This window comes from Kitasatospora sp. NPDC094019, from assembly GCF_044764505.1.
Taxonomy (GTDB): domain Bacteria; phylum Actinomycetota; class Actinomycetes; order Streptomycetales; family Streptomycetaceae; genus Kitasatospora.
The window spans coordinates 503,037-522,952 of sequence record NZ_JBIWIF010000002.1 but is presented as its reverse complement, the minus strand read 5'-3'; the positions used below and the strand labels follow the sequence as shown (position 1 = coordinate 522,952).

The window sequence follows — 19,916 nt, the reverse complement described above, 5'->3', positions numbered from 1 at the left end:
GTCCATCAGTCCGTCGCTCCCTCGGCGCCACACCATCGGCCTCAGTCCGTCAGCAGTCGGCCGTCGCGGAAGATCGGGATCCCCCGCAGCTCGTCGTCCAGTTCGCGGCAGCGGTCCTGCGCCTTCTGGAGGTCGGCGGCGGTCGCGGAGCTGCTCGCGACCAGCCGGTCGATCTGCTGACGGGCGCTGTCCTTCTGCTGTCCCTTGAACAGCCCACCGAAGAACCCCTGGCTGAGCGCGGCCAGTTCGCCGCGCGAGGCGTCCAGGTTGTCGGAGAGCCGCGACATCTCCTGCCGGTTCCGCACGATGCCCTCGCTGAGGTAGTGGCGGAGGCTGAAGATGATCGGCAGGTGCAGGTTCTTCGGGGCGATCCGGCTGGCGTCCACGGTGGTCTGGATCGCCCCGCCGAAGTTGCCGAGTTGGACGGCGCAGAGTGCCATCGTGACGCCTTCGGCCTCCTCGCCGGCCAGCCAGGGCAGGAGGTTCCGGAGGTTGCGGACCACGGCCTGCAGGGCCTCCGAGGCGCGCATGCCGGTGCGCTCGGCGAGCAGGTCGGCCTTGGTGAGCAGGACGGTCACGCCGGGAACCGGATCACCGGCGTCCAGCCGGCTGCTGAAGACCTCGGAGATCGCCCGACCGAAGCGGGAGATCTCCATCGGCTCGCCGAAGCGCTCCAGGTTCCCGGGGGTGCCGTGCCGGATCCACTCGGCCACGTGCTCGGAGTCGAGCGCCACGATGATGCTGTCGGACACCGCGATCCGGTCCTGCAGCATGACCACGTCGTCGGCGGTGCCGCGGCGGTCCACGGCGGCGTTGCCGCGGAAGTCGACGCAGTCGATGGTCATGAGGTCGCGCATGCCCCGCCGGAACACGAAGTCGAAGGTGATCGGGTCCTCCGAAGTGGCCTTGGGCATCGTGCCGTTGCGGCGCAGCAGGGCCCAGTGCTCGGCGAGGTCGAGGTCGAGGTCGGGATCGGTGGCGTAGAGGTAGTAGCCCTGAACGCCCATCGAGAGACGGTTGTACATGCCGTGCAGGTAGGCGGTCTTGCCGGAGCCGCTGGCGCCGAGCATGGTCAGGGTGAGCTTGGGGACGGCCATGGTGCGGGGTCCTCTCGGTGAGCGGGCGGGTCGGTCGGGGTCCGACCGGTTCGGTCGGGCCGTTCGGCTTCGGGTCGTTCGGGCCCGGTCGGATCGGTCGGGTCGGTCGGCTCCGGGTCGGGCAGCCCGGACGGCGGGGGCGCCGGCTCAGAACGAGAGGACGTCCTCCAGCAGTTCGCCCAGCCGGTTGGCCGGCGCCACCAGGGGTTCCAGGCGCGAGAGTTCGGCCGCCGCGCGGGCCCGGTCGCGGTCCCGGATCGAGGCCCAGGACGGCTCGTCCTCCCACCAACTGCTGATCCGGTCCCACAGGGTGTCCCGCTGATCGGCCTGCCGGGCGGAAGCCATCAGGCTCTCGATCGAGGCGGACAGCCCCATGGCCCGGCCCACGATGCCGAAGCGGAGCGTCCACAGCACCGGAAGTGCCACGCCCTCCGGCTCCGGACCGCAGACCAGCGGGATGAACGCGCCCTGGATGTGCCGGGTCTCCTGCACCGCCTGGATCAGCGGCAGGAAGGGGCCGAGGAATCGTTCCTCCGCGTCGTCGGCGCCGAGGTCGACCAGATCGGTCTTGGTGAGGGCGATCACCAACGGGGTGAGGCTCTCCTCCCGGTCGGCGACCGCCTGGTGGACGCGGACGACGAGCCTGCGGACGTCCTCGGCCGCCTCCGGGTCGGTGTCCAGCCGGAGGGCGTCGACGAACAGCACGATCCCGTCGGCCCGGACCAGGTCGTCGTGCAGGCTGGCGGCCTGCGGGCTGGAGCGGCGGTGCTCGGTCAGCGCGCCGCCGCGGTGGTCCGTCCAGCGGAAGGGGAGGATCTCGTCGCCGTCGTGGCAGAGCACGAACTCGTAGCACCGGGGCCGGTCGCTGGCACGCGGGTAGTGGCCGCGGAGGATGGCGCGGGCGTCGGCGAGCAACGAGCGGTGCGCGTCGCGGTCGGCGGTGCGCAGGGTCATGCCCTCGACACCGTCGCACATGGCGGCGTACATGAGCGAGAGGTAGCTGGTCTTCCCGGCCGCGCTGTGGCCGAGCATCACGATGTCCATGCGGTTCCTCGCGGTTGTCGCGGGTCTCGGGTCGGGTCGGTTCCGGTCGAAGCAGGGTGAAGCAGGGTGAAGCAGCTGGAAACAGGTCGGATCAGGTGGAAAGGTCCCGTTCTCGGGCAGCGCGGAGCACGGCGCGGCGGCGCACACCCCGCGGACCGCCCGGCAGGGCTCAGTCGTGGTCGAACCAGGGGTCGACCTCGGCCGGGTAGTGGGCGACCGCCCACCGCCCACCGCCGACGGCGGATCCCGCCTCCCCGGCGGCGGCCCCGGCCGGGAGCACCGGTGCGGGCGGGTCGGTGAGGGCGCCGAGGGCGACGGCGGCCTTCGGGTCGGCCGTCGGCTCGGGGATGCGGCCGAGCCGGGCGGCGACCAGGTCCGCCACCGGCGGCGTCCGGCTCGCCGCCCCGCACAGCACGACGGCCCCGAGTTCGGCCGGGGTCAGACCGGCGCGGGCGACGGTCCGTTCCAGCAGCCCCACCGAGGCGGTGAGCGCCGGGGTGACGGCGGCCCGGTACTCGCCGCCCTGCACGACGAACGGCTCCGGGTAACCGGGCACCGCGAGGTACACCGTGCCGGTGCTCGACAGCGACTCCTTGGCCAGGGTCACCTCACGTGACAACTGCGAACGCTGATGGGCACCGACGGGCGTCCGGTCGGCCTGGAGGCGCTGCCAGGGCACCGGGTCGAGGTCCAGGGCCCGCTCCCGGAGCAGTTCGAACAGGGCCTGGTCCAGGTCGCGACCGCCGAAGTCCGGGTCCCCGGCCACCGCGACGGCGCGGAAGCCGTCCCCCTCCCGGCGGAGGACGGCGGTGTCCACGGTGCCGCCGCCCAGGTCGTAGACGGCGATCGGCCCGAGGTCGCCGGCCGGGGTGTTCGCCGCGTGGAAGCGGGCGGCGGCGACCGGTTCGGGCAGCAGGTCCGGCGCGTCCAGCCCGGCCCGGCCGGCGGCCTCGACCAGCCGGTCCAGGTCGGCGGGCGACCAGTCGGCGGGATGGGTGAGCACGCGGCGCGCCGGGTCCGTCCCGCCGAACCGCGCCCGCGCCTCGGCGGCGACCCGGGCGAGCACGGCGGCGGCCAGGTCGACGGTCTCCACCTCGCGGTCGTCCAGCAGCACGGCCGACTGCCGCAGCAGCGCCCGCTTGGGATGGTGCTCGGCGCGTTCCGGGCGCTGGGCGGCGAGTTGGACGGCGGCCCGGCCGGTGAGCAGCCGTCCGTCGTCGCCCAGGCAGACCAGGGACGGCAGGTAGCGGCTGTTCTCGATCTCGACCGCCGCCGCTCCGCCCATGGCGCCACCTGTCGCGCCGCCCGTCGCCCCGCCGGACTCCGGGCCGGACTGCTCGACCCGGACGGCCGCAGTGGTGAAGCAGGTACCGAAGTCGATGGCCAATGACCAGTCAGACACGTTTCCTCGCAAGGGAGTTGCGGATTCACGGGGGCGCACGGACGGAGCCGGACGGCGATCCTCCGGCAATCCCGCGCAGGATGCTAGGGCCCCGGAGGCGTTTGTGGAGAAGTTCGGGACATCTTGTAACAATGGCATGGGCATTGCCGGTTGGAGCCGGGCGCCGCAAGCCGTTGCGGGTGGCACCCCGCTCCCCCGGGCCGGGGTGCCACCACCAGTCTCGGCACACGGTTCGACCGAGACACCGTCAGCTGACCGAATCCCGTGCCGCTCCTGTCGATTCGACCGGGCGGCCGGTCCGTGCGAGAGTCGGGACCGGACGACCGAGGGCGCACCGCGGCCCCGCCGAGGAGGTTCCGATGACCACGTCCGGCCCGATCGACGTCCCCGGGGCGTTCGCCGACACCTACCGCGCGCACGGCGCCGCCGAACGTCAATGGATCCGCGAACTACCCGGACTGGCAGCCGAGTTCATCGACCGCTGGAGCCTGCGCCCGGACGGTCCGGCCGCCCACGGAATGGCCTCCCTGGTCCTGCCGGTCCGTCGGCCGGACGACTCCCCCGCCGTCCTGCGGCTGCAGCAGGTCCGCCCCGAGACGGCCGGGGTGGCGGCGGGGCTGCGGACCTGGCGCGGAGCCGGCGCCGTCCTGCTGCTCGACCACCACGCCGACAGCGGAACCCAGTTGCTCGAACGTCTCGACGCCGCCCGCCCGCTCGGCACCGTGGCCGACGACGACACCGCACTGCACCTGCTCGCCGAACTGATGGCCCGGCTCACCGCCGCTCCCGCCCCGCCGGGGCTGCGCCGGCTCGACGCGATCGCCGCCGCGATGCTGGACGAGGCACCCCGAGCGATCCCGGCCCTGCACGACCCGGACGAACGCCGACTGCTGCGGGACTGCGCGGCGGCCGTCGCCCCCCTGCTCGACGAACCCGGTGACCGGCTGCTGCACTGGGACCTGCACGACGGCAACGTCCTCGCCGGCGAGCGCGAACCCTGGCTCGCCATCGACCCCGAACCGCTCTCCGGCGACCCGGGGTTCGACCTGCTCCCCGCGATCGACCAGCGCTGGGACGCCGTGCTGGCGGGCGCCGACGCGGGCCGCACCGTACTGCGCCGCTTCGACCTGCTCACCGAGACCCTCGACCTGGACCGCCCCCGCGCCGCCGGCTGGACCCTCGCCCGGGTGCTGCAGAACGCCCTCTGGGACATCGAGGACGGCCGGACCGCGCTGGAACCGACCCAGGCGGCCATCGCCACCGCACTGCTGCGTCACCGCCGCGACTGAAGACCGTCCGGCACACCGAAGCGCTCGACGGCGCCGGGCCCCGGGAATCGCTCGGGGCCGGTTCGTCGGCGGCCGGGCCCGATCCGCGATCGCGGGCAGGGCACGACCCGCGCGTGGAGAGCCCTCTCGGGCGTGTGAAGGACGGTTCGCCACCGTGCTCCCTGAATTTCGGAGACCGGCGACACGTGCCGTGATCTCAGCGCGTCGACCTCAGCACGTCGACCTCGCACCCGGGCGCGAACGGGTCGAAGCCGTGCTCGACCAGCCAGCGGACCACCATCAGGCTCCGCAGGGACCACCAGGCGCGGATCACGTCGAGGTCGACGTCGGTGCCGTAGCCGGCGAGGAGGTCCCCGAGGCGCTCCTCGTGTCCGAGCGTCAGGGTGGCGAGGTCGAACATGGCGTCGCCCCGGCCCGCTTCGGACCAGTCGATGATCCCCGTGACCTCGTCACCGTCGACGAACACATGGTCGATCTGCAGGTCCCCGTGCGTGAACGCCGGTGTCCACGGCCGGAGCGCGGCCTCGGCGATCCGGCGGTTGCGGCCGACCAGGTCGGCGGGCAGGACGCCGTTCCGCACGAGCAACGCGCACTCGGCGTCGAGATTCGCGGCCAGGGTGGTGCCGCCCCGGCCGGGCCAGGACGGCAGCGGCGCGTCGTGCAGCTTCCGGACGGCGGCGCCCGTCGCGGCCCACGCGGCCGGCGACGCGGTGGAGGGCGCGCCCAGGCGACCGAGCGCCGTCCCCGGGAGGGCGGCGAGCGCGAGCACGGACGGCTTCCGCCACAACACTTCCGGGGTCGGGACCGGCGCCAGCGCCATCGCCTCGACCTCCACGTCGACGCGCGCCCGGTCGGCGTCCACCTTCAGGAAGACGTCGCCGAGCCGCAGGGTCGCGCGCTCGGAATGGGCGACAACGATCTCGACCTCATCCATGGCGGCCAGTATCCCGGGACTGCCGTTGCCGTACATCGGATTATCGCCCGCCTGCACCACGGCCCGACCCCGCCCCGGCCCGACCCGCCCCGGCCCGCCCCGCCCGAGGCTCGCGCCGGCGCGGACGGGGCGTAGGCGGGGCGCACGGGGCGCACGGCCGGGTGACTGGCATCGGCCACCCGGCCGTCGGCCGGAACCGGTCGGGTGAGCCGCCGGTTGCACTCCCGTGAACCACCTCCGCCGTGCGCTTCGCGGTACCGCACACCTCGTCACCCGGCTCTGCTCCGCCGTCGAGCGTCTCGACGCCCATGCCGACGCGGCCCTCCGGACCCGGCTGCGCCCGCTCGTCACCCGGTTCGCGGGCCTGTTGCGACGGGTGGCCGCGGCCAACTGCGGTGACGCGCTCGCCCGCCACCTCCCCTGCCGCGCCCGCGACCGCAACCAGGACCGCGGCCCCGGACGGCGGCGCGACGGGCTCGGCGGCGCCCCGAACGCCGACGACTGACGCACCGCCGGTCAGGCGCGGCAGAGTCCGGTGGCCCAGTCGACGGTCGCCGTGGCCTGCGAGTAGCGCCACTCCGGCGCGAGCAGCTCGCGGTCCAGCTGCGCGGCGGCGTTGCCGTCCTCGACGATGTAGCCGAAGTCCTGCAGCCAGGCCGGGTAGAGGTTCTTCGAGCCGATGTAGAAGGCCGAGCCGTCCACCGCGACCAGCTTGTGGTGCAGCGCGTACGGGTGTCCGTCGGCCCAGGTGGCGGTGGGCGCGGCGCGGAAGGTGGCGAGCTGGAGGTTGCCGCACAGGGCGGTGGTGGCCTTCCCCCTGTCGCCGGTGAGCGCGGTCAGCCGGGCCCTGAGCACATCGCTGATCTCGGCGAGGGACTTGATCTGCGAGTAGCCGCCACTGCCGACGGCACCCCGGTTGGCCGGGTCGCTGACCACGATCCGCACCTTGACCCCGTCGGCGAGCTTGGCCGCGAGGGTGTCGTAGAGGCGGGCGTCGTAGCGGGCCAGCGGCGGACAGGTGGCGTTGAGGTCCTGCTGCGAGATCTCGATGTGCTCGCGCGCGCTGCCGACGAGGGCGCGCAGGGCGTTCTCCTCGGGGTTGACGGTCTCGTAGTCGCGGTCGGCGTTGGTGTTGTCGTGCAGGGTGAACATGCTGCACTTGGCGTCCGCCGCGCCCGCCACGGGCCCGGGCCGGTACACGGACCTGGCGTCGACGTCCTTGATGCCGACGCCGAGACCGCCGACGGCGATCACCGGGACGTTTCCGGTGGCGGCGGCCGGCGGGTTGAGTTCGCGCTCGATCGACGGGCGGCACCCGCCGCCGTCCGAGGAGGCGAACCACGCGTTGTCGAACACCCCGGTGCGCCCGCAGGTCCACTCCCAGAGGGTGTCCAGGTAGCGGGCGGCGGAGGTGGCGGCCGGACCGTTCAACGCGAGGTCGACGTCGGACACCGGGTGCGCGGTGTCGAGGTAGTCGTTCTTCCAGCCGTTGATGCCGCCGGAGATGACGGTGCGTCCGTCGACGACCAGGATCTTGGAGTGGTTCCAGGAGAAGGCGGTGCGCGAGGCGGTCATCGAGGCGATGTCGAGGCTGACCGAGGCGGCGGCGGGACCGAGCTTGGCGACCAGTTCGTCCCGGTAGCGGAAGGGCAGCACATTCGCGTGGTAGACCGGCGCGGCGCCGACCAGGATCCGGACGACGGGGCGGTTCCCGGCCGCGACGGCGGCCTTCAGACCGGCCACGACCGCGTCCTCGAAGCCGCCCTCGGGGAACGGCGCGAGGGTGGAGATGTCGACCGTGCGGGTCGCGGCGGCGACATCGGCGGTCATCTTCGCGAGCAGGGCGCGGGTGCCGGGCCGGTCCGCGCAGGCGGGGTCGCCCCAGCAGCCGGGGGTCTGGAGCAGCCAGTCGGCCGGGCCGGCGGCGTTCTCGGCTCCGGGCAGGCTGTTGCCCTCGGTGCGCTGCCACACGGTGCCCTCCAGTCCGGGGGACACCTCCCGGAGGACGCGTTCGACGGCGTCGAGGTGGGCGGCACCCGGGGCACCCGGAGCGCCGGACGCGGCGTGGGCGGGCGCGGTCGGGACGACGGCGAGCAGGGTGGTGGCCGCGGCGGCGGCGAGGGCGGTGCGCAGCGCGCGACCGGAGCGGCGGGAGCCGGGTCGGGACACGTGATGTTCCTTCAGAGCATGGCGGGTGCTTCGTCGTTCACCCGTCGGACGCCGCAACATTACCCAGAAGTAATATCTCGTCCAATTTGCACATGACAATGAGCCGGCGGGCCGGAATCCCACCCGCCGTTCGGCCCCCGCCACCCGGCCCCCGCCGTCCGTCGGGGACATCACCCCACGTCAGGCCGCCATCGGCGGGCCGCCGCCGCAGCCGGCACCTGGTGCAAGCCCTCCAAGATCCGCTCATGATCGTTGTCCCCGGACACCTCCCGCTTCCGTGCCCCCGCCGCCGCAGACTGGCAGCACAACGGCGGCCCCACCGGACGCCGCACCTCGTTCCCGGCCGACCCCGGCCGACCCCGGCCGACCCCGGCCAACCCCGGACGACCCCCCAGGACGGACCTCCATGACCCCCCGTGTTCTCACTCCCCGCAACCGGGGCTTCCTCTTCCTCGACGCCCACCCGGCGGGCTGCCGGCAGCTGGTGACCGACATGTGGGATGCCTGCCCCGCCCCGGACCGGCTGCCCGACGGTGACGGGCCGGTCGCCCTGGTCATCGGTTCCTCGGCCGGCTACGGCCTCGCCGCCACCGTCGCCGGCCTCAAGCGGGCCGGTGTCCGCGGGATCGCGGTGTCCTTCGAGAAGGCCCCGACCGGGCGGCGCACCGCCACCGCGGGCTGGTACCGCACCGCCGCCACCGCCGAACTCGCCCGCGCGGCCGGACAGGACCTCGTCCTCCTGAACGGCGACGCCTTCTCCGACGCGATGAAGGACCAGGTGGCCGAGCTCCTCCAGGAGCGCTTCGGCGGCCGCCTGGACCACCTGGTGTACTCCGTCGCGGCGCCCCGCCGCACCGACCCCGACTCGGGGACGACCTACGCCTCCGTGCTCAGGCCGATCGGCGCGGCGAGCCGCACCCGCACCCTGGTCTTCGACGACGAGGGCGCCGCGGAGGTCCGCGAGATCGAGACCGCGCCGGCCGAGGGCGACGACATCGAGCAGACGGTGGCCGTCATGGGCGGCGCGGACTGGGAACGCTGGATCGACCACCTGGCCGGCCGGGGCCTGCTCGCCGAGGGCTTCACCACCGCCGCGCTCTCCTACATCGGCTCCCCGTTGACCGAGGCGATCTACCGCAAGGGCACCATCGGCGCGGCCAAGGTGCACCTGGAGGACACCGCCCGGACCCTCGACGAGCGCCTCCGCCGGGAGCTGGGCGGACGCGCCGTGACCTCCGTCAACGGCGCCGCCGTCACCCAGTCCTCGACCGCCGTCCCCGGCATCGCCCTCTACACCGGCCTGCTGCGCGGCGTCCTCGGCGAGGACATGGTCCCGCCCGTCCAGCAGCTCGCCACCCTGTGGGACCGGCTGACCGGCGCCGCCCCGCTCGCCCTCGACCCGGAGGGCCGGATCCGCCTGGACGACTGGGAACTCGCCGACGCCGTCCAGGCCGCCGTGGCCGAACGCTGGCGGGCCGCCACCACGGACACCGTCGCCGGGCTCGCCGACCTCGACTGGTTCCGGGCCGAGGTCCGGCGCCTCTACGGCTTCGGCGTACCGGGCGTCGACTACACCGCCCCGGTCGCCACCGACGTCCCCTGGCCGGACGCCGACGCCTGATCGGACGCAGGCCGAGGACACGGCGGACGGGCGGACGGGCGGAGGGGCGGAGGGGGGGACGCGCGGACACCACGCTCCCGGGGTGCGGCCCGCCGTGTTCCGCGCGGAACACGGCGGGCCGCACCCGGATGCCCTACAGGCCCCGCGTCAGATGGGTGGTGAGCAGCCGGGTGAAGCGGGCCGGGTCCGGCAGGTCCCCGCCCTCGGCGAGCAGCGCGCCGCCGTACACCAGCTCGGCGATCTCGGTCAGCGCCGGGTTCGCCGGGTCGGTCGCGTGCGAGGTGCGCAGGGCGGTGATCAGCGGGTGGCCCGGGTTGAGCTCCAGGGTGCGCCGGACCGGGGGCATCTCCTGCCCGGTCGCCCGGAACATCTTCTCCAGCGTCGGGGAGAGGTCGTCGGCGTCGCCGACGATGCAGGCCGCGGAGGTGGTCAGCCGCGAGGACAGCCGGACCTGCTTCACCTGCTCGGACAGTGCCGAGGTCAGCCAGGGCAGCAGCTCGGCGAAGTCCTGCTCGCGCCGGGTCCGCTCGGCCTCGGCGTCCCCGCCCTCGTCGGCCGCCTCGTCCAGGTCGACCTGGCCCTTGGCGATGGACCGGAAGCGGTGGCCGTCGAAGGCGGGGATCCGGTCGGCCCAGATCTCGTCGATCGGGTCGCTGAGGACGAGCACCTCGTAGCCCTTGGCGGTGAACGCCTCCATGTGCGGGGAGTTCTCCACCGCGGTACGGGTCTCGCCGGTCAGGTAGTAGATCGCCTCCTGCCCCTCCTTCATCCGCTCCACGTACGCGCGCAGGGTGGTGGTCCGCTCGGCGTCGTGGGTGGAGGGGAGCGACAGCAGCTCCAGCAGGGCCTGGGAGTTGTCGGGGTCCTCGACCAGCCCCTCCTTCAGCGCGCGGCCGAACTGGTCCCACAGCTTGGTGTAGCGCTCGGCGTCGTTGCCCTGCACGGTCTTGAGCGCGCCGAGCACCTTCTTGACCAGGCGCCGCCGCACGGCCTGGATCTGGCGGTCGTGCTGCAGGATCTCCCGCGAGATGTTCAGCGACAGGTCGTGGGCGTCCACCACTCCCTTGACGAAGCGCAGGTAGTTCGGCATCAGCGCTTCGCAGTCGTCCATGATGAACACCCGCTTGACGTACAGCTGCACGCCGCGCTTGGTCTCGCGCGAGAACAGGTCGAACGGCGCCTGCGCGGGGACGAAGAGCAGCGCCTCGTACTCGAACGTGCCCTCGGCCCGCATGTGGATGGTCTCGGCGGGAGCGAGCCAGTCGTGGCTGATCTGCTGGTAGAACTCGGTGTACTCGGCCTCGGTGACCTCGCTGCGCGGTCGGGCCCAGAGCGCCTTCATCGAGTTGAGCGTCTCGACGGCGGGCTCCCCGGCGGCGTCCTCGCCGCTCCCGCCCTCCTCGGCATCCTGGGCGCCCGGGACGGCCTCGGCGGCCATCCGGATCGGCCAGCGGATGAAGTCCGAGTACTGCTTGACGATCTGGCGGATCTTCCACCCGGCCAGGTAGTCGGCCAGGCCGTCCTCCCCGTCCACGGGCTTGAGGTGCAGGGTGACCGAGGTGCCCACCGGCAGACCGTCGACGGCCTGGAGCTCGTAGGTGCCCTCGCCGTCGGACTCCCACCGGGTACCGGCGTCGGTCCCGGCGCGCCGGGTCAGCAGGGTGACCTTGTCGGCGACCATGAACGCCGAGTAGAAGCCGACGCCGAACTGCCCGATCAGGCTCTGCGCCGCGGCTGCGTCCTGGGACTCCTTGATCTTCTCCAGCAGACCGGCGGTCCCGGACTTGGCGATGGTGCCGATCAGGTCGACCAGGTCGTCCCGGCTCATGCCGATTCCGTTGTCACGGACGGTCAGGGTCCGGGCGTCGCGGTCGACCTCCAGGCCGATGTGCAGGTCCGAGGTGTCGGCGCCGACGGTGGAACCGGCCAGCGATTCCAGCCGCAGCTTGTCCAACGCGTCGGAGGCGTTCGAGATCAGCTCGCGCAGGAAGATGTCCTTGTTCGAGTAGATCGAGTGGATCACCAGCCGGAGCAACTGCCGGGTCTCGGCCTGGAATTCCAGCGTCTCGACACTACTGGCCACTCTGGGGCCCCTTTCAGCACAACAGCACGACAGCATGACGGTGACAACGGCAATCACGGTAGTGACTGCAAGGACGGGTGGTGCGGTGGTGCGGTGATGACGGACGGACACGGTACGGCTCCGCACGGACACGTACCGGCCACCGGAATCGTAGGCCCTTCCCCCGGCGTGCCGGAGCGGAGCCCGGACGACGGCGGACCGTACCGTCGGCGCATGTCCTTCGGCCTGCTCGCGGCCCTGGCCGCCGCCCTGCTCACCGGCTCCGCCACCGTGCTCCAGGCGGTCGGGGCCCGCCGCGCCGCGGCCGGACAGCCGCCCGGCGGGGCGGCGGCACTCGCCGGAGCGTTCCGGCAGTGGCCGTTCCTCGTCGGCGTCGGGATGGACATGCTCGGTTTCGGCGCCGAACTGCTCGCCCTGGACCGGCTGCCGCTGTACGAGGTCGAGGCGGTGCTGGCCTCCGCCCTGGCCGTGACCGCCGTCGGCGCCGCCCGGGTGCTGAAGGTGCGGTTGCGGAGCAGCGAGTGGGCCGGGGTGGCGGCCGTCTGCGTGGGGCTGTGCGTGCTCGCCGTGAGCGCCGGGAGGGACGGACCCGGCCGGGGCAGCACCGCGCTGCGGCTCGGCGTGCTGCTCGCCTCGCTGCTGCTGATCGGCGCGGGCTGGGTGGTGGTCCGCTTCACCGACCACCGCCGGGCCCCGCTGCTGGGCCTGGTCGCCGGTCTCCAGTTCGGCGTGGTCGGGGTCGCCGTCCGGGTGCTTCCCGACCCCCGGCTGCCGGACCTGCTCGCCGAACCCTCCGCCTACGCGATCGCCCTGGCCGGCCTCGGCGGCTTCGCCGCCCTCACCTGGGCCATGCAGACCGGTTCGGTGACGGCGGCGACGGCGGCCATGGTGCTCGGCGAGACCCTGGGGCCGGCCGTCGTCGGCGTCCTCCTGCTCGGCGACCGCACCCGCCACGACCTCACTCCGCTGGCCGTCGCCGGCTTCGCCGCGGCCGTGCTCGGCGCCCTCACCCTGGCCCGCTTCGGCGACGCCGAGCAGCCGGCCGGTGCCGGGACGGCGGGCTGAGGACGACGGGCCGAGGGCGGCGGACTCCCCGCCCCTCCGGGGACTCCCCGCCGAGGGCCGTCCGGAACTCCCCCGCACCGCCCCGGTGCCCCCACGGTGCCCTTTCGGGCCGCTCCGCGCCCCGGGCTGAACCCGCGAGGACCCCCAAAGCGTTTCTCCGGTGTCCGTCCAGGCCAGCCGAAGGAGCGCCCGCCACCATGGGAATGCGTCGCAAGCCCAGCCCGCCGAGCCGGGCCCGCCTCGCGGTCGTCACCACGGCCGTGGCCGGCGGCGCGGTCCTGATGTCCGGCACCGCCCACGCCGAACCCGCGCCCACCATCGCCTCCGTCCAGGAGCAGGTGGACCGGCTGAACGAGGAGGCCGAGCAGGCGATCGAACGCTTCAACGGCTTCCAGGAGAAGCAGCAGAAGCTCCAGGGCGAGGCCAACCGGATCCAGGAGAAGGTCGCCCGCGGCCAGGGAGACCTGAACGAACTGCGGTCCCAGCTGGGTGTGATGGCCGCCGAGCAGTACCGCAACAACGGCATCGACCCGGGCGTCCAGCTCATGCTCGACTCCGACCCGGCCGGCTACCTGGGACGTGCCTCGGTGCAGAGCCAGATCGCCGGGTCCTGGACGGAGCTGCTCAAGCGGGTCCAGGACGAGCAGCGCAAGCTCGACCAGGAACGCGCCGAGGCGACCTCCACTCTCGCCGAACTCGACGCCGTCGGCGCCTCCCTCGGGGCCGAGAAGAACAAGGTCCAGGCCAAACTCGCCCAGTCCCAGGCGCTGCTCAACACGCTCAGCGCCGAGGAGCGCGCCCGGATCAACGCCCAGGAGACCGCGGAACGGGCCAAGGCCGCCGCCCAGCAGGCCGCCGCCGCTGCCGAGCGCGCCAGGGCCACCGCCGCGCAGGAGGCGGCCGACCGGGCGAAGGCCGCTCCGAAAGAGGCCGTGCCCAAGGACACCGCGCCGAAGGAAGCCGCGCCCAAGGAAACAGCTCCGAAGACGCCCGTCGACAAGGGCGCCGGCACCGCCCCGCAGACCCCCGCCACCACCCCGGCGCCGCCGGCCGCCGGTGGACGCGGCGCCGCCGTCGTGCAGTTCGCCTACGCCCAGCTCGGCAAGCCCTACGGCTGGAGCATGACCGGCCCCAGCAGCTTCGACTGCTCCGGCCTCACCGGCGCCGCCTACCGCGCCGCCGACGTCAAGATCCCCCGTACCTCCCAGGAGCAGTGGAAGATCGGCACCCGGATCGCCCGCGGCGACCTCCAGCCGGGCGACCTGGTCTTCTTCTACGGCGACCTGCACCACGTGGGCGTCTACATCGGCGACGGCAAGATGATCCACGCTCCCCGCACCGGCAAGAACATCGAGGTCCTCGCGATCGGCGTCATGCCCTACATGGGAGCCGTCCGCCCGTAGCGGCGGCGGGCCGGTACCCCGCCCACCCCGCTCCGCACTCGCGATCCCGAACGATCGCATTCCGTCGGAAACGGGCAGAACCATCCACCATCTCTCATCCGATGAAAGGTCAGGAATTCTGCGGATAACGTGAGGGATCCGTGCCCGGCCGCGCGGCCGGGCTGCTCGCATCCCGCGGAGAGGTGGAGCACATGGCACTGGTCCCCGACAGCAGGGTGGGTCGGCCGAGGTGGCGGCGAAGACTGCGGCGCGGTACGGCGGCGGCCGTGGCCACCGCGGTGCTCGGCGCGCTCGGCGCCGTCCTCCCGGCCGCGACGGCGCAGGCGGAACCGGCCGTCCGGCCCGTCTACATCGCCAACCTGCGCGGCAACTCCGTCACCGCCTACGACCCGGCGAGCGGTACGGTCCTCGCCACCGTCCCGGTCGGCACCTTCCCCGAGGGCGTGACGGTGTCCCCCGACGGCACGCAGGTGTACGTCACCAACAACGGCTCGGACTCGGTCTCGGTCATCGACACCGCCACCAACACCGTCACCACCACCATCGCGGTCGGCCGGCTCCCCGGCCCGGTGAGCTTCGCTCCGGACGGCGCGCACGCCTACGTCGGCCGGTTCGTCAGCCCCGGCGTCGGCGGCGTGGACGTGATCGACACCGCCACCCGGACGGTCACCGCCACCGTGCAGGTGGGCAACCAGCCCTTCGCCATCGGCCTCACCCCGGACGGCCGGCGCGCCTACGTCGCCAACTTCGTCGGCAGCTCGGTGTCGGTGATCGACACCGCCACCAACACCGTCACCGCCACCGTCGCCAGGCCCGATGCCAGGACCCCGAGCGGGCTGGCGGTCGCCCCCGACGGGACGCAGGTCTACGTCGCCAACTTCAACAGCAACAACCTCTCGGTGATCGACACCGCCACCGACACCATCGGCGCGGTCGTCCCGGTCGGCGGCGGCCCGGCGGGCGTCACGGTCTCCCCCGACGGACGCCTCGTGTACACCGCCAACGAGAACGCCAACACGGTGTCGGTCGTGGACACCGCGACCCTCACCGTCGTCGCCACCGTGCCCGTCGGTTCGATCCCGACCGCCGTGCTGGCCGACCCGGACGGCGGCGCCGTGTACGTCACCAACGGCGGCGGCAACAGTCTGTCCGTGATCGACAGCGCCACCAACACCGTGACCGCGACCGTGCCGGTCGGGAACACCCCCTTCGCCCTGGCGACGGCACCCGCCGCACCGGCCGTCACCGCCCTCACCCCCGACCACGGGCCCAGCGCGGGCGGCACCACCGTCACCCTCACCGGGGCCCACCTGGCCGGGACCCTGGCGGTCAGCTTCGGCGGCTCCCCCGCGACCGGCGTGACGGTGGTCAACAGCACGACCGTCACCGCCACCGCCCCGCCGCACCCGGCCGGCGGCGTGGACGTGACCCTCACCGCCGCGGGCCGCACCGTCCCCGCCGGGCGGTACACCTACCAGGACCCGGCGCCCACCGTCACCGGTATCGCGCCCACCCAGGGCCCGGCCGCGGGCGGCACCGCCGTCGTCATCACCGGGACCCATCTGACCGGCGCCACCGCCGTCGCCTTCGGCGCCACCCCCGCCGCGTCGTTCTCCGTCGAGAGCGACACCCGGATCACCGCGACCGCCCCCGCCGCGAGCGCCGCCGGACCGGTCGACCTCACCGTCACCACCCCCGCCGGCACCAGCGCGGCCACCGCCGCCGACCGCTACACCTACACCCGGGACACCACCCGGCTCACGGCGGCCCCGCTGCTGCTCTCCATCGCCCCCGGCCAGTTGAGCGTCAACCTCAACCTGTCGGCCACCCTCACCGACACCGTCACCGGCCGACCGGTGGCCGGAGCCTCCATCACCTTCGCCGTCGGCTCCACCACCGTCTGCACCGCCGTCACGGGCGCGAACGGTACCGCCGCCTGCACCGGTGCCTGCCCCGTGCTCACCGTCCTGCTCAACCTCGGCTACACCGCCACCTACGCGGGTACCCCCGCGCTCCAGCCCGCCACCGCCACCGCCGGGCTGATCCGGATCGGCTGACCCCGCCGATCGGGCCGACCCGGATCGGCCGACACGGCGAACGACCGCAGGAGGCCGCCACGGTGCCGTGGCAGCCTCCTGCATCGCCGTACCTCCGCACGTCGCCGTACCTCCGCGAGCGTCCGCGCGTCGCCGCGCCTCAGGAACACGGGTCCGGCGGCGAACACCCGGCGCGGGTCAGCGGGCCAGGGTGTCCGCCAGCCAGGGGGTGATCACGGCCATCGCCTCACCGAAGCGGGAGATGGCGCAGTGGCCGGTGTCCGGGATCAGCACGACCCCGGTGTCCCGGCGGCCCTCGAACACCAGGGTGTCCTCCACTGGCACATGGACATCCTCGGTGCCGTTGACCACCAGCATCGGCCCGTTGGCGTCCTGGTCCAGCAGTGACCGCAGGTCGAAGGCGGCGAAGGCGGCCTCACGCTCGGCCGTACCGGGCAGCGCGTCGAAGCCGAGGGCGTTGCCGACGATGCCGTCCATGCCGAAGGCGAAGCCGCGGCCCGGGGCGAAGGAACGCTCGACCGGGCCGCCGAGCACCACGGCGGCGTCCACCGCGCCGGTCAGTCCGGTCCGGGCGGAGTAGTAGCCGCCCATCGAGATTCCGAAGTGGCCGACCCTGCCGTTGCCGATCGTGCGGGCGAAGGCGACCAGCCCGGCGATCACCTCGGCCCCGCCCTCCGGGGTCATCGGCAGATGGGCGGTCTCCCCGGTGCCGGCGAGGTCGAACAGCAGCAGCCGGGCCGGCAGGGCCAGCGCGAGCTGCTCCCACATGCCGTGCAGGTCGGTCTTCCACGAGTCCACCCCGCCGCTGGCCAGGACCACCGGCGCGGCGGCGGGAAGTCCGGGCGCCGCCATCAGATGGACCGGCAGGCGGGCCTCCCCGCCTCGGTACGGGACGGTGAGCGTGCGGCGCTCGAACCCCACCGGGAAGTCCGGGGCGGCGAGGACGTACTGCTCGACCTGGCGGGCGAGCGCGGTGCGCTTCGGATCGTCGGCCAGGGCGGGGAACTTGGCCCAGCCGTACGCCTGCGCGGCCAGGCGGTGGCTGCCCGCCGCGGCGTAGCGGGCCCCGAGGGCGGACCACTCGTACACCCAGCCGCCAGGCCGGTCCGGCCACATCTCGGCGACGGCGGCGCGGACGGCGTCCACCTCCTCGACGGGCAGACCGAGGGTCATCTGGGGGTGCCGCTCGACGAACAGGTCCTGCGGGTCGACGGGCCAGGTGAAGGACATGATGCCTCCCATTGCTCTTAAAGCCGGAACACTTGCTTTAATGACTATGCGCCTGGACAGCATCTAACGCAAGCAGACTTGCGTTAAGGTGATGGCCGAGGTGATCACCACATGACCGAGGAAGACGCGGAGCCGATCCGCCGCCGCCCGGGCGGCCGCGCCGCGCGGGTCCGCCAGGCCGTTCTGGCCGCCGCCCTGGAGGTACTGGCCGAGGAGGGCGTCACACAGTTCGGCATCGCCGCGGTGGCATCCCGGGCGGGCGTCAACGAGACCACGGTGTACCGGCGTTGGGGCACCCGGGAGAAACTCGTGCTGGACGCCATGCTGGCCGGGAGCACCGAGGGCATCCCCGTCCCCGACACCGGTGACGTCCGCACCGACCTGGCCGCCTTCGCCCGGGCTCTGGCCGACTACCTCGGCACTCCGGCCGGACGCGCGGTCGCCCGGGCGGCCGCGCTGAGCTCCGACGACCCCGGCCTGGCCGAGGCGTGGGAGACCTTCTGGCAGTCCCGCCTGGAAATGGCCGGCGCCATCGTCGACCGGGCCGTCGAACGCGGGGAACTCCCCACCGGCACCGACACCGGTCTCGCCCTGGAGCTGCTCTGCTCCCCCCTCCAGACCCGGGCCCTGCTCGGCCATCGCCCGATCGAGCCGGACCTGCCGGAACGCCTCGCGGACACCGTCCTGGACGGCCTTCGGGGCCGGGCCTGAACGCCCGGGCCCGGGCGGCTGCCGCCCGGGCCCCGGCGGCGGGTCAGACGGTGACGCGGACGCTGGAGACAGCCAGGTCCGCGTCGCCCCTGTCGACGTTCACCCCGTCGGCGGGGCCACCCGACCAGTGGCCGCCACCGCGCCGCCCGGTGAAGCGGATCTCGTACGTCCCGGGGTCCAGATCGGTCCAGGTCAGGGTGGTGCGGGAGACGGCAGCGGCCGTCGCCGAGAAGTGCCGGTCCTGGTCGGCGAGGTGCTCCAGCGCCTCGTCGCCGTCCGGTCCGGCGGCGACCGCGTACAGCTCGGCCCGGCCGACGATCCCGGCGGTGTCGGCCAGATAGCAGAAACCCCAGTAGTACTCGGCCCGGACGAGGGCCTCCACGAGAATGCCCGTGGTGCCCCCGCCGCCGTCGTCGAAGACGGCGCGGCCCGCCTCCAGGTGGGAGCGGGCACGCGACCAGCGCCCACCGCCGTAGCCCTCGACCGTGGGGCCGACGATCCAGGGGCCGGTTTCGGTCACCGCCGGCGCGGCGGGCGGGGCCGGTCGCGGCGGCGGGACGAAGGTGTCCACCCCCCGGTGGACCATCAGCAGCGCGCTCCTCCGGTCGTCCTCGGGCCCGTCCGTCAGGGCGAGCAGGCCCGGGGCGTACGGGGAGTCGTGGCCCTCGATCGCGGCCGGCTCCGACCAGGACCCACCGTCGAACACGGTGTGGAACAGCCGACTGCCGCCCCGGCCCGGGAAGACGGCGTGCAGGGCACCGTCGAAGGAGGCCAGCGCGGCGCCCCTGCGGGCGGGCACGCCCGGGGAGAGCGCGACCAGCGCCGTCCAGACCGTGCCGTCGAACACCAGGTGTGTCAGCCGGCCGGACCCGTCGCCGTCCCCGCTGTCGTCCCCGGCGAGCACGTGGATGCCGTCCCGGTGCACGGCGGCGGCCAGGAACGACGCCCTCGCCGGCGCTTCGACCTGCCCCTCCACTCGCCGCCACCGCCCCGACACGTCGTCACGGACGCAGTGGACAACACCACCGGGGTCCGGGACGAAGGCGTGCAGCACGCTCCGGAACGAGACCAGGGCCGCCGCCCCCGTCGCTCCGGGCACGGGAAGCGGGTGACCCTCCCGCCAGACGCGGGCCGCGTCCGTTCCGGCCCCCGGCGGCCGACCGTACGTCAGCTCCACGGGTCGGGTCGGCGAGTCGGGGTCCTCGGCGTCCCGCACCGTCAGCAGGACGTGTACAGCGCCGTCGTGCGCGGCCGCCGCCGGTGTGCCGGTGCTCACCGCGTTCTCGTACCGGACCCGGGTCGTCCCGTCCTGGTAGTGGACCGCGGTACCGACAACGGCGTCCGGGGCCCAGGTGACCGCCTCCGCCAGCGCCGCCTCGGCGGCCGCGATCCCCGGATCCGGGTCCGTCCGCCCGGCCGCGTCCTTCAGTCCGTCCTTCAGCGCGTCCAGCTCCGCCGCCCGCTGCCGGGCCCCGGCCGGGACCAGCCCGGTCCACCGCACGTCGAGGACGTCGTGCTCGCCCTTGCCGTACGGCTCGCCGCGGTGCAGGCACAGCAGTTCGTCGTCGAGCGCCACCAGCACCGGTTCGGCCGCGCTCCGGTGACCGGGGAACCGCGTATCAGGACCCCAGCCGCCCTCCGGCCGGTACACCGACCGCCACAGGTTCCGGTCGTCCACCGTCTGATCGGCCATCCGCCGTGCTCCCCGCTCGCTCCACCGGCCGCCCCCGGACGGGCGGGCCTCCCTGCCCCGGAACGTAGTCCGTCGCCCGCGCCCGCGCGGGGCCGGTGATCCGAACCGGCCACACCCC

General features: G+C 73.8%; 15 protein-coding genes. 7 read left to right on the top strand and 8 right to left on the bottom strand.

Going from position 1 to position 19,916, the window contains the following annotated elements; all coding sequences use genetic code 11:
- Positions 1–41 precede the first annotated feature (41 nt).
- The 3 genes from ACIQ9P_RS07335 to ACIQ9P_RS07325 all read right to left on the bottom strand — a co-directional run bounded on the left by ACIQ9P_RS07335 (position 42) and on the right by ACIQ9P_RS07325 (position 3,543).
- A complete protein-coding gene (locus tag ACIQ9P_RS07335) occupies positions 42–1,097 on the bottom strand; it encodes a hypothetical protein (RefSeq protein ID WP_402351112.1) in 1,056 nt (351 codons plus the stop codon).
- 147 nt (positions 1,098–1,244) lie between these two features.
- On the bottom strand, positions 1,245–2,141 hold the full coding sequence (locus ACIQ9P_RS07330; RefSeq protein ID WP_402351109.1) for a hypothetical protein: 897 nt from the start codon (positions 2,139–2,141) through the stop codon (positions 1,245–1,247).
- A gap of 169 nt (positions 2,142–2,310) precedes the next feature.
- On the bottom strand, positions 2,311–3,543 hold the full coding sequence (locus ACIQ9P_RS07325) for an Hsp70 family protein (protein ID WP_402351107.1): 1,233 nt from the start codon (positions 3,541–3,543) through the stop codon (positions 2,311–2,313).
- 359 nt (positions 3,544–3,902) lie between these two features.
- On the opposite strand from ACIQ9P_RS07325, the gene ACIQ9P_RS07320 reads away from it, so the two are divergent.
- Positions 3,903–4,832, top strand: a complete 930-nt coding sequence (locus ACIQ9P_RS07320) for an aminoglycoside phosphotransferase family protein (protein ID WP_402351104.1) — start codon at positions 3,903–3,905, stop codon at positions 4,830–4,832.
- 196 nt (positions 4,833–5,028) lie between these two features.
- Here the strand turns inward: ACIQ9P_RS07320 and ACIQ9P_RS07315 are convergent, their stop codons facing one another.
- Positions 5,029–5,766 (bottom strand): phosphotransferase, encoded by a 738-nt coding sequence (locus ACIQ9P_RS07315; RefSeq protein ID WP_402351101.1) that lies wholly within the window; start codon positions 5,764–5,766, stop codon positions 5,029–5,031.
- Between the two features lie 226 nt (positions 5,767–5,992).
- Here ACIQ9P_RS07315 and ACIQ9P_RS07310 point away from each other — a divergent pair, with 226 nt between their 5' ends.
- Positions 5,993–6,271: a hypothetical protein gene (locus ACIQ9P_RS07310; RefSeq protein ID WP_402351098.1), complete on the top strand. Its 279-nt coding sequence runs from the start codon at positions 5,993–5,995 to the stop codon at positions 6,269–6,271.
- An 11-nt stretch (positions 6,272–6,282) separates the two neighbouring features.
- On the opposite strand, the gene ACIQ9P_RS07305 is transcribed toward ACIQ9P_RS07310, so the two are convergent.
- Entirely contained in the window at positions 6,283–7,935 is a 1,653-nt protein-coding gene (locus ACIQ9P_RS07305) for a phospholipase (RefSeq protein WP_402351095.1), read from the bottom strand.
- A 406-nt stretch (positions 7,936–8,341) separates the two neighbouring features.
- Here ACIQ9P_RS07305 and fabV point away from each other — a divergent pair, with 406 nt between their 5' ends.
- Positions 8,342–9,556: an enoyl-[acyl-carrier-protein] reductase FabV gene (gene fabV, locus ACIQ9P_RS07300; RefSeq protein ID WP_402351092.1), complete on the top strand. Its 1,215-nt coding sequence runs from the start codon at positions 8,342–8,344 to the stop codon at positions 9,554–9,556.
- A gap of 133 nt (positions 9,557–9,689) precedes the next feature.
- Here the strand turns inward: fabV and htpG are convergent, their stop codons facing one another.
- Complete coding sequence (htpG, locus tag ACIQ9P_RS07295; RefSeq protein WP_402351089.1) at positions 9,690–11,639, bottom strand: molecular chaperone HtpG; 1,950 nt, start codon at positions 11,637–11,639, stop codon at positions 9,690–9,692.
- A 213-nt stretch (positions 11,640–11,852) separates the two neighbouring features.
- On the opposite strand from htpG, the gene ACIQ9P_RS07290 reads away from it, so the two are divergent.
- From ACIQ9P_RS07290 to ACIQ9P_RS07280, 3 genes are all read left to right on the top strand, one after another.
- The gene (locus ACIQ9P_RS07290; RefSeq protein WP_402351086.1) at positions 11,853–12,704 is read left to right on the top strand and encodes a hypothetical protein; all 852 of its coding nucleotides are present in this window, start codon (positions 11,853–11,855) and stop codon (positions 12,702–12,704) included.
- A 197-nt stretch (positions 12,705–12,901) separates the two neighbouring features.
- Entirely contained in the window at positions 12,902–14,107 is a 1,206-nt protein-coding gene (locus tag ACIQ9P_RS07285) for an NlpC/P60 family protein (protein ID WP_402351084.1), read from the top strand.
- 191 nt (positions 14,108–14,298) lie between these two features.
- Positions 14,299–16,164 carry an IPT/TIG domain-containing protein gene (locus tag ACIQ9P_RS07280; protein ID WP_402351081.1) on the top strand — a complete coding sequence of 622 codons (1,866 nt, stop codon included), beginning with the start codon at positions 14,299–14,301 and terminating at the stop codon, positions 16,162–16,164.
- Between the two features lie 177 nt (positions 16,165–16,341).
- On the opposite strand, the gene ACIQ9P_RS07275 is transcribed toward ACIQ9P_RS07280, so the two are convergent.
- Positions 16,342–17,394, bottom strand: coding sequence for an alpha/beta hydrolase (locus ACIQ9P_RS07275; RefSeq protein ID WP_402351078.1), 1,053 nt, complete (start codon positions 17,392–17,394; stop codon positions 16,342–16,344).
- A gap of 111 nt (positions 17,395–17,505) precedes the next feature.
- Here ACIQ9P_RS07275 and ACIQ9P_RS07270 point away from each other — a divergent pair, with 111 nt between their 5' ends.
- Positions 17,506–18,105, top strand: a complete 600-nt coding sequence (locus ACIQ9P_RS07270) for a TetR/AcrR family transcriptional regulator (protein WP_402351075.1) — start codon at positions 17,506–17,508, stop codon at positions 18,103–18,105.
- A 43-nt stretch (positions 18,106–18,148) separates the two neighbouring features.
- Here ACIQ9P_RS07270 and ACIQ9P_RS07265 read toward each other — a convergent pair whose 3' ends face one another.
- Positions 18,149–19,798 (bottom strand): hypothetical protein, encoded by a 1,650-nt coding sequence (locus ACIQ9P_RS07265; RefSeq protein ID WP_402351072.1) that lies wholly within the window; start codon positions 19,796–19,798, stop codon positions 18,149–18,151.
- Positions 19,799–19,916 lie beyond the last annotated feature (118 nt).